Source organism: Dokdonella sp., assembly GCF_051958935.1.
GTDB lineage: Bacteria > Pseudomonadota > Gammaproteobacteria > Xanthomonadales > Rhodanobacteraceae > Dokdonella_A.
In genome coordinates this window covers 1-9972 of record NZ_JBQCFP010000182.1, presented here as the reverse complement: position 1 = coordinate 9972, position 9972 = coordinate 1, and the positions used below count along the sequence as shown (strand labels likewise).

The 9972-nt window shown below is 67.7% G+C and carries 10 protein-coding genes and 1 tRNA gene; 7 read left to right on the top strand and 4 right to left on the bottom strand.

What is annotated here, in order from left to right; all coding sequences use genetic code 11:
- A partial coding sequence (locus ACTHK2_RS16940) for a hypothetical protein (RefSeq protein ID WP_440246914.1) occupies positions 1-343 on the top strand: 343 nt, incomplete at its 5' end.
- 251 nt (positions 344-594) lie between these two features.
- Here ACTHK2_RS16940 and ACTHK2_RS16935 read toward each other — a convergent pair.
- The 3 genes from ACTHK2_RS16935 to ACTHK2_RS16925 form a co-directional block, all read right to left on the bottom strand.
- Entirely contained in the window at positions 595-1548 is a 954-nt protein-coding gene (locus ACTHK2_RS16935) for a phosphatidate cytidylyltransferase (RefSeq protein ID WP_440246913.1), read from the bottom strand.
- Positions 1545-2162: a CDP-alcohol phosphatidyltransferase family protein gene (locus tag ACTHK2_RS16930; RefSeq protein WP_440246912.1), complete on the bottom strand. Its 618-nt coding sequence runs from the start codon at positions 2160-2162 to the stop codon at positions 1545-1547. The genes ACTHK2_RS16935 and ACTHK2_RS16930 overlap by 4 nt, the downstream gene beginning before the upstream one ends.
- A 90-nt stretch (positions 2163-2252) precedes the next feature.
- Positions 2253-4400, bottom strand: a complete 2148-nt coding sequence (locus ACTHK2_RS16925) for an AsmA family protein (protein WP_440246911.1) — start codon at positions 4398-4400, stop codon at positions 2253-2255.
- A gap of 219 nt (positions 4401-4619) precedes the next feature.
- Here ACTHK2_RS16925 and metX point away from each other — a divergent pair, with 219 nt between their 5' ends.
- The 6 genes from metX (at position 4620) to ACTHK2_RS16895 (ending at position 9450) form a co-directional block, all read left to right on the top strand.
- The gene (gene metX, locus ACTHK2_RS16920) at positions 4620-5729 is read left to right on the top strand and encodes a homoserine O-acetyltransferase MetX (protein WP_440246910.1); all 1110 of its coding nucleotides are present in this window, start codon (positions 4620-4622) and stop codon (positions 5727-5729) included.
- A gap of 102 nt (positions 5730-5831) precedes the next feature.
- Positions 5832-6173, top strand: a complete 342-nt coding sequence (locus ACTHK2_RS16915) for a hypothetical protein (protein WP_440246909.1) — start codon at positions 5832-5834, stop codon at positions 6171-6173.
- On the top strand, positions 6170-7159 hold the full coding sequence (locus ACTHK2_RS16910) for a hypothetical protein (protein WP_440246908.1): 990 nt from the start codon (positions 6170-6172) through the stop codon (positions 7157-7159). The genes ACTHK2_RS16915 and ACTHK2_RS16910 overlap by 4 nt, the downstream gene beginning before the upstream one ends.
- Positions 7160-7339: 180 nt before the next feature.
- On the top strand, positions 7340-7918 hold the full coding sequence (locus ACTHK2_RS16905) for a cysteine dioxygenase (RefSeq protein WP_440246907.1): 579 nt from the start codon (positions 7340-7342) through the stop codon (positions 7916-7918).
- A gap of 51 nt (positions 7919-7969) precedes the next feature.
- Positions 7970-8056, top strand: a tRNA-Leu gene (locus ACTHK2_RS16900).
- Between the two features lie 233 nt (positions 8057-8289).
- Positions 8290-9450 carry a tyrosine-type recombinase/integrase gene (locus ACTHK2_RS16895; RefSeq protein WP_440246906.1) on the top strand — a complete coding sequence of 387 codons (1161 nt, stop codon included), beginning with the start codon at positions 8290-8292 and terminating at the stop codon, positions 9448-9450.
- Positions 9451-9859: 409 nt separating this feature from the next.
- Here ACTHK2_RS16895 and ACTHK2_RS16890 read toward each other — a convergent pair whose 3' ends face one another.
- Positions 9860-9961 (bottom strand): integrase core domain-containing protein, encoded by a 102-nt coding sequence (locus ACTHK2_RS16890; RefSeq protein ID WP_440246915.1) that lies wholly within the window; start codon positions 9959-9961, stop codon positions 9860-9862.
- Between the last annotated feature and the right edge of the window lie 11 nt (positions 9962-9972).

Here is a 9972-nt window from a genome sequence, read left to right as displayed (position 1 = left end):
CTCAAAGGATCAACGAACTGCGGACGTGAACCACTTCTGTCGCGTGATCACGTTGCGGCCTAGCTCGCCGATCATGGCAAATCGGCGAGCCGATCACGCCTTTTCGGCACTACCCGCCGATCATGCCTATTCGGCGCACCTCGCCATCCTGACTCGCCGATCGTGGCAAACCGGCGTAGTGATCACCACTTGTCGGTCGGCTGATCACATTGTCGCGGCGCATGCATGCCGCCTTGTGCGGCCGCCGTTCCCGCGAAACCAGGCCGGGCGCCAGCGTGCGAAATGCCAGGACGGCGGCACGCGCTTCGCGCGTACCGCCCTACATGGCGGGTCGACCGCGTAGGGCGGGTCGAGCGCACAGCGCGAGTCCCGCCGCGGGGGTGCGGCAACGTGGACGGCAAGCGAAAGCCTGAAACACGAAGCACACCGAGCACACCGAGGAAAGCATTTCCTCCTTCTGCTTCCTTCGTGAGCCCGGTGTGCTTCGTGTTCCAATCTTCTGCTTTGCCGTGCCAGCGACCCCGAAATGGGTGGCCGTTGCGAGCCGCTTTCGCGGGACGAACGCACGTTTCGGTCGGCGTTGCGGCAGGCACATCAGAAATAGAAGTACGCCATGAAGTGGAAGAACAGCGGCGCGGTGAACAAGAGGCTGTCGATGCGGTCGAGGATGCCGCCGTGGCCGGGGATCATCGTGCCGGTGTCCTTGACTCCGATGTCGCGCTTGACCGCGGAGATCGTCACGTCACCGAGGAAGCCGCCGAAACCGATCATGAGGCCGACCGCGATCGAATCGGCGCGCGTGAGCGGCGTAAGCACCGGCGCGAGCAGGAATGCGACGAGCGTCGTCGTGAGCGCCCCGCCGACGAGGCCCTCGACAGTTTTCTTCGGACTCACCGACTCGATCACCTTGCGGCGGCCGAGCGTGCGGCCCCAGATGTACTGCAGCACGTCGTTGAGTTCGGTGAGCAGCACGACGAACAGCAGCAACGCGGCGCCGTGCGCGACGGCCGACGGCTTGCCATCGGGCAACACGAGCAGGTACGCGAGATGGCTGAGGCCGAACACCATCGTCATGAGGCCCCAGTGGATCGTGCCCGCCGCGCGCAGGAAGTCCCTCGTCTCGCCGCGCAGCACCATGCGCATCGCGATGAACAGGAACGCCCACACCGGGATGAAGATGAGGAACATGTGGTACCACTGCTGCCACACCCACCAGTACTGGATCGGTACGCAGAGATAGGCCCAGAACAGCACGCGCCGGTCGGCGCGCCGCGTCGGGATCAGCGACAGGTATTCCTTGAGCGCGAGGAATGAGAGCAGCGCGAAGAAGCCGATCGCGATGCCGCGGCGGAACAGCAACGCGACCGCGAACACGCCGACGAGCACCCACCACGAATTCACCCGCGCGGCGAGCTCGACGTGCTTGCCCGCGTCGCCGCGACGCATGAACGCGACGATGATCGTCGCGACGACGAGCAAGGCGACGATCGCGCCGAACGTCCACAGCACGCTCGGCGGGATCCACAGGTGCAGCGATTCGAGGCTCACGCGGCATCTCCTTTCGCGCGGATTTCGGCGAGCGCGCGGCGCGCACGCGCAACGACGGCACACGCACTGAGCGCGGCAGCGATCCAGAACGGCCAGGCGAGCCACGCGCGTGGCACCCCTCCGGATCCGTAGACCAGGCCGATCGCGCCGACCACGAACGCGCGATCGCTCTTACCGAAGCCGTCGTAACGGCGGCTCGCGCCGATCTGGACGCCGACCACGCCGGTCATCTCGACGACGACGCCGAGCAGCACGAACACGACGATCGCCGCGACCGGGAAGCCGGTCCGCAACGCGAGCGGCAGGTACATCGCCGCGTCGCCCGCGACATCGCCGAGTTCGTTGAGGATCGCGCCGAGCTTCGACTGCTGCGCGTGCTCGCGCGCGAGCATGCCGTCGATCGCGTTGAGCGCCATGCGCACGAACAAGGCGATCGGAAGCAGCAGCAGGATGCGCGGATCGCCGATGAGCGCGACGGCGGCACCCACCGCCCCGCACAGGACCACGGCGAACACGGTCACTTGGTTCGCGCTGACGCCGAAACCTGCGAGCGCTCGCACGAGTGGACGCAGCAATCCCTGGAACGCCGGTTTCAGCTGATAGATGCTCGGCACGCGCGCGTGTCCGTCGGACACCGGGCCGGTGTCCCTCCCCTCGGCCATCCTAACCGAGCACGGCGCGCAGGCGTCAAGGTCGGCGGGCGCTCAATGCTTCGCGGGGGCCTTCGTTCCCTTCCTCCCCACCTCGGCCAGCAGCGGCGCACACTGCTTCTCCTCCTCGCTGCCCGGGGCTACCAGGGGCACCACCGCGGCGGCGGGCGCGGCGGCGACGCCGAGCCCGATCGCCGCACCCACGCGCAGCAGCAGTTGCTTCTTCTCGACCTCGACGTCGACGTGCTCGAACGTGCCCGCGACGCGCAGCGGCGAGCGCAGGGTGAGCATGCGCAGCCCGCTCGCGCGCGGCCGCAGCACGAGGTCGACTCTTTCCCGGCCGAGATCGAGCGAGCCTTCGATGTCGATGCGCGCGTTCTCGGTGTCGAACACGAACAGGTCCGCGACCGCGCGTCCGTGCCTGACGTTGAATACCGCTGCCGCGCAATCGATGCGCACGAGCGGATCGCCGCGCAGTTTCGCGAAGAACGTATTGAGCACGTTGAGCCCGGCCTTCTCGATCGTCGACTCGCTCACCTGGCCGTCGGTCATCACGAGCCGTAGCGACCCGTCGGCGCTGCCGAGGATCGCGGCGACGGAGTCGCCGGCGCCGGCGAGTTCGATGTCACCGTTGACCAGCCCGAGGCTCTTCGACAGGCCGTCGTTCGCCTCGAACAGGCGCGCGAGCGCGAGCTTGCGCGCGGCGAGTTTCACGCTGCCCTTCGCCGGACGCGGACCGGAATCGACGCGCACGCGGCCATCGACACGGCCGCCTGCCATGCCGAAGCGCAACGGCTCGAGCGTGAGCACGCCGTTCTCCATGCGGATCCGCGTGTCGACATCGCTGATCGGTTGCTCCTCGTTGCGGATCACGCGCTTGCCCGTGAAGTGCACGTCGGCGTCGGCGGCGCGCCAGTGCTCGACCTCGAACGGTTCGGCCGGCAGCACGCGCCCGGCCGGCTGCTTCGTGCGATCACCGCGGGCGGCACGATCCTCCGCGCTGCCGGCGCCGACGACGGCGCCAAGGTCGCGCAGGCGCAGCAGGGTCGAATCGACCGCGCCGTGCAGGGTCGGACGTGGTTCGCCCGAGCGGTAGGTCAGCGTGCCGGCGAGGTCGCTGCCGCCGACGCGCGCGGCGAAATCCTCGTAGCGCAGCGCGCTGCGATTCGGACTGAAACGGCCGGCGAGCCGGCCGACCGTCACGTACGGCGGCGAGTTCGGCAGGGCGATGCCGAGGCTGTCGTAGTGCTGCGCGTGGTTCTGCCCGCTGATCCACCGGCGCATGCCGATCGCGTCGGGGCTCGCGGGATGGGTGATCGTGCCGGTCAGCGCGATCGCGGTGGAACCGACATCGATGTCGGCGCGCAAGGGGAACGGCTCGGGCCCGCGCAGCGCGAGCGCGCCGCCCAGGCGTCCCTTCGCCGTGAGATCCATGCCGGCGAGCGTGCCCTTCGCGGTGAAGCCGAAGCGATACGGCGGGGGCTTGACCGCGCGCCCGCGCTCGGCGCGCCGCTGCTCGCGCTCGGCCGCGGCGTCGCGCAGGCGCTGCGCCGCCGTCCGGCCGACGCGCTGGATCACCTCGCGCCGAGTGCTCGGGTCGTCGCCTTCGACGCGCTCGCCGAATGCGATCGGCGCGGCGAGCGGCTCGATCGTCGCATGCACGTCGAGCTTGCGCTGCGCATCGCGCAGCTCGACTTCGCCGGCGTCGAACACGACGTCACCGAGTTCGACGCTCCACGCGTGCGGGCCGCTGCCGCCGGATTCGAAACTCCAGTTGTCGCTGCCGTCGGCGCGGCGTTCGATGTCGATAGATGGCCCTGCGACCCGGACCGTCGGCAGGTCGATGCGATGCCAGAGCAGCGGCAGGGCGCGTACGTCCACCTCGAGGCGCTCGAAGGACGCGGCAGATGGCGCGCGCGCCCAGTCCGCATTGGCGACGCGCACGCCGGATGCACGCAGGCGCAAGCCCGGGGACCAGGCCGCCTCATCGCCGTCGCCACGCCGCCATTTCCAGGAAAGGTCCAAATCACCGTCGATCGCGACCGCGCGACCGAGCGCCTCGCTCGCCCGCGTGGCGAGCCACGGCTTCGCACGGTTCCAATCGAACATCGTGATGAATGCGAGCAGCGCGAGCGGCAGCAACACGGCGATCGCCGACGCGACCAGCAGCACGCGCACGATGCGGGCGCGGCGCGGCCGCACCGGCCGCTCCGGGCGAGGTTCAAACCCGTCCATGCGGCACGTACGCGCGGCGCGCGGCTACGGTCGATGCAAGCACGGTGCGGTGGCGGGTCGGCATCGGTCCTCGCTCGGTTGGCAGGGCTGTGGCGATGCTAGCGGCCGTAATCTGAGCGGCGCCCGACTTGGCGGACGCGGCCCCCGCCGCTACATTGCGCGTCCGCTCCGTATTGTTTTCCAGGCATGTCCGACGCCCGCCAGTGGTTCGCCCTGCCCTCGCCGTTCCGCATGAAGCGCGGCGGCGAGATCGCCGGCGCACGCCTCGCCTACGAAACCTGGGGCACGCTCTCGCCCGCGCGCGACAACGCGCTGCTGATCCTCACCGGCCTGTCGCCGAGCGCGCACGCGGCGTCGAATGCGCAGGACCCGTCGCCCGGCTGGTGGGAGGACATGATCGGCCCGGGCAAGCACATCGACACGGACCGCTGGTTCGTGATCTGCGTGAACACGCTCGGCAGCTGCAAGGGTTCGACCGGCCCCGCCGACCTGAACCCGGCGACCGGCGAGTTGTATCGCCTCGATTTCCCCGAGCTCACGCTCGAGGACGCCGCCAACGCGGCGTACGAACTCGTGCGAGGCCTCGGCATCGAACGCCTCGACTGCCTGATCGGCAACTCGATGGGCGGCATGACCGCGCTCGCCTACCTCGCGCAGCACCCGGGCAGCGCACGCCGGCACATCAGCATCTCGACCGCGCCGCAGGCGCAGCCGTTCGCGATCGCGATCCGCTCGCTGCAGCGCGAGGCAATCCGCCTCGACCCGAACTGGAACCAGGGTCGCTACGACGACGACCACTACCCCGAAGCGGGCATGTCGATCGCGCGCAAGCTCGGCGTGATCACCTATCGTTCGGCGATGGAATGGGTCGGGCGCTTCGCGCGCATCCGGCTCGACGCGGACCAGCGCGACGACGACCCGTTCGGCTTCGAATTCCAGGTCGAGTCCTACCTTGCCGGCCATGCACGGCGGTTCGTGCGCGGGTTCGATCCGAACAGCTATCTCTATCTCTCGCGCGCGAGCGACTGGTTCGATCTCGCCGAACACGCGGCGGCGCCCGGCCCCGGCAGCGTCGAATCCGTGCTGAAACGCCTCAATGTGGAGCGCGCGCTGGTGATCGGCGTCGAGACCGACATCCTGTTCCCGCTGTCGCAGCAGGAACAGATCGCCGACGGCCTGCGCGCCGGCGGCACCGACGTCGAATTCGTCGCGCTCGACAGCCCGCAAGGGCACGACGCGTTCCTCGTCGACATCGCGCGCTTCGGCGCGGCCATCGCGGGCTTCCTCGACCGCTGACCGCTGCCGCATTCGCGCGACTTGGGGCGACGTTCCGCACGCGCCGGTTCGCGTGGCCCTTTCGGTTGCTCATTTGCGTGGGCGTGTTCCGGTGCCGGCGAAATGCGCGGCGCCACCGACCGGCTGCCGGAACACGCCATGCGCTCACGCCGTCCACCTGCTACCCGCCTGCCATTCCGGCGCCGCCACCTCGCGAGCGCCGCCCTCCTCGGCCTGCTCGGCTGCGGTATCGCCACGGCACAGATCGTCGCGTATGCGATCGCCGGCGGCGGCGGCACCAGCCGCTCACCGGGCCGCTGCCGCGTCCTCGAAGGCAGCATCGGCGAGCCCGCGGCCGGCGTCTCCAGCGGCGCCGCCTTCTCGCTGCATGCCGGTTATTGGGCCGGCCCGGGCAGCGTGCAGCGCGATTCCCTCTTCGACAACGGCTTCGAGGCCTGCCAATGAACCGATCGATGCTCTACCCGGCGCGCCTGCGCGCGCGCGTTCGACAGGCATCCGAGGCGCTGCTCACCGCGCTCGCGCTCGCGGGCACGACCGCATTCGCCGAGCCGCAATTGCCGGACTTCGTCTACCAGGGCCGGCTGCAGCAGAACGGCGCCCCGGCCAACGGCACCTTCGACCTGAGTTTCGCGCTCTACGACGCGGAGAATGGCGGCAATCAGGTCGGCACCGCGATCGATGAAGCGGACTTCCCCGTCGACGACGGCCTCTTCAGCCTCTCGCTCGCTTTTCCGGGCGCATTCAGCGGCACACAGCTGTACCTGCAGGTATCGGTGGACGGCGTACCGATGCTGCCGCGCCAACCGATCGCGACCACGCCGGTCGCGCAGTTCACGCTGAGTGGCACCACAGGCCCTGCCGGCGGTGATCTCACCGGCACGTATCCGGACCCCTCGATCGCTGCTGGCGCCGTCGGCAGTACCGAGCTGGCGGGCGGCTCCGTGACCAACGCAAAGATCGCCGACAACGCAGTCACCGCCTTCAAGATCGCGACGGACGCGGTCGGATCGAGCGAGATCGCCAGCGGCGCGGTGGGCTCGAGCGAGATCGCCAGCGACGCCGTCGGATCGAGCGAGATCGCCAGTGGCGCGGTCGGATCGAGCGAGCTGGCGAACGGCGCGGTCGGCACGGCGCAGCTCGCGAACGACAGCGTCACGCGCGGCAAGATCGCGGGCGGCTACTCCAATGGCGCCATCGCAGTCACGGTCAGCGCGCACGACTGCAATGACTACAACGTCAGCGTGCCCGGCGTGCAAGCCGGCGACATCCCGTTCTTCGCGATACAGGCCGGCGCGACGATGCCGCAGGGCATGATCATCGTCGCGCTGAATTCACCGAGCGCGGGCATGGTGAAGATCCGTGCGTGCAACACTACCGGCGCCACCTTGGCCACCGGCGACATGCCGGTCCACATCATCACCTTGCGCTGACCGCGGGCGCCGCGTCGCGAGGCCAACGCAGCCGGGAGCCCGCCTTGGTGCGCCGCGCCGTTCCGGTCGCGCACCTGCGCGGCCTTGCTGACGCGCGCGGGCGCCGCGCGGGACCGCGCCGATCGACAGCCTGCTAGAATCCGCGCACCGTTCCGACGCCCCGTCTCCCGGGTACCCACCATGCTTTCGCTCGAGTTCCCCGGCGCCCGCCAGCTGATTGCCGCGATCGACGCCGCCGTCGTGCTGCCCGACGAGACCGCGACCACCGACGCGCTGCGCCATGCGCTGTGCAAGCTCATCCGCGACCCGAACGTGCAGCTCCCCGCGTGCGTGTTCGAGCGCGAGGACGACCACTACGCCCGACGCGAGCTCTATCGGAGCGAGGAGCACGGCTACAGCGTCGTCGCGATGACCTGGGGACCAGGCCAGGGCACGCCGATCCACGATCACGCGGGGCAGTGGTGCGTCGAGGGCGTCTGGCAGGGCTTCCTCGAGATCACGCCGTACGAACTGGTCGAATCGCGCGAGGGCCGCTACCGCTTCGAGCCGCGTGGCACGATGAACGCGGGCGCCGGCTCCGCCGGCAGCCTGATCCCTCCGCACGAATACCACACGATCCTCAACCCGAGCGACGACGCCAACGCGGTCTCACTGCACATCTACCGCCGCTCGCTCGAGAACTGCCTCAAGTTCTACCCCACCGGCTCCGGCTGGTACCGCTGCGACGAGTGCCAGCTCGCCCTCGACGCCACGCAATGACGCCTTTGGCGTATACTGCGCGGCCCCGCGCGATCCGTTCGCGCGGTCCGTGCCGAAGTGGCGGAATCGGTAGACGCAGCGGACTCAAAATCCGCCGCCCTTAAAAGCGTGTGGGTTCGAGTCCCACCTTCGGCACCAAAGTAGCATTCAGCGTCGTCCAGCAACGTCCACGACGCTTCGAAAAGCTCGGAAATTCAAGCCACGTCGTCGTCCGACAAGGTCCGATGATATCCGCTTACGTCCGCGCCTCGTTGGGGGCATCATTGGGGGCACCAACCCAGCCGCCGTGGCTGATGCCCCCTAAATGCCCCCATGCCCCTTTTTCCGTCCCCAGCGTTACCAACGCGAAGCCGGCGGCGAAAACGTATCGCTTGTTTGACTCCGGTGGTCTACATCTCGAAGTCACGCCCTCTGGCGCGAAGTACTGGCGTTGGAAATTTCGATTCGCCGGCAAGGAGAAACGGCTAGCGCTCGGCGTGTTCCCCGAGATATCGCTCGCGGCTGCCAGGAGAGCCCGCGACATCGCGCGTACAACGCTCCAAGGCGGTGCGGACCCTTCTGCTATTCGACGCACGGAGCGCGTGAAACAGCGCACGCAGGGAGCCGATACGTTCGGCGCGATCAAGTCCGAATGGATGGACCGTCAGCGCCATAAGCTCGCAGCCATCACGCTGGCCAAAGCGGAATGGGTGCTGGGCTTAGTTTCGTCGCTCGACGCACGGCCAATGACCGATATCACGCCCCCGGAGGTGCTAGCCGTTCTTCGGCGCATCGAATCGAGGGGCCACCACGAGACCGCCCATCGCGCGCGCTCACGCATTGGCCAAGTTTTCCGCTACGCCATCGTTACGGGGCGTGCAGAGCGCGATCCCACACCTGACCTTAAAGGCGCACTCGCACCAGTGGTCACGACCTCGCATGCCGCTGTTACCGATCCCAAAGAAGTGGCGGCACTTCTACGAGCAATCGATGGCTATGAAGGCCAACCCATGACGGCCGTCGCTCTCAGACTCTCCCCCATGCTGTTCGTGCGACCAGGGAATCTCCGGGCGATGGAGTGGGAGGAGTTGGATCTAGACGCAGCCGAATGGCGCATACCGCCTGACAAGATGAAGATGCGTGAGGCGCACATAGTCCCGTTGCCCAAGCAGGCAGTCGCTCTACTCCGCGACCTGCGCAAGCTCACCGGATCCTTTCGATATGTATTCCCAAGCCTTCGCTCGCCTAAGCGCCCAATGAGCGCGAACACCATCAACGCTGCTCTGCGCCGCCTTGGATTCGACGGCGACACGATGACCGCCCACGGATTCCGTGCAATGGCATCAACGCGACTGAACGAACTGGGTTGGTCGCCCGACGTCATCGAGCGCCAACTCGCGCACGTTGAGCAGAACAAAGTCCGCGCCGTGTACAACCGGGCGCAGTATCTCGCCGAACGTCGCAAGATGATGCAGGCCTGGGCCAACTACTTGGAGGCGCTAAGGAGCGACGCGCCTGTTGTTCCGCTCAGACGTCGATCGCCTGCCGCCTAGCCGCTCTACTTGGTTTCCATGGCAATAAGCACGCAAGCCGTTTTCCCCGGCTTATCCCGCTGTGCACCCTCCATCTCGACCATTCTGAGAAACATGGTCGCCGAAGATCCAGGCGGCAAGTAGCGCCCCGCTTCCCATGCGATCGTTCCTTTGCCTCCGCCTTCCATGTTGAGGACAAGGGGAGCGTCGTCTGCCCTAACTTGGCCACTCATGGAGAACTCGGATTCGATAGACGCACGAGTGGGGGTTATCGTAACTGCCGTGTACTTCGCAGTAGTCGCAAGTTGGTGCCCTTCGAGCATCGATGTGCCAGATACCTCCCAGCGCGCCCCAGCGCCAATTGGAATAGTCGGGAAAACCGCGGCTAGCTGATCGCTTTCCTGTAATGACCCAGCGGTTTCTGCTCAGGTTACGCTGCTAATTTGAACGCCTCGTCCGGCGTCTTCATTCCCAATGCCTGGTGCGGGCGACGGCTGTTGTAGAACCTGATCCAGTCGCCGATCACGCGCATGGCATGCTGCT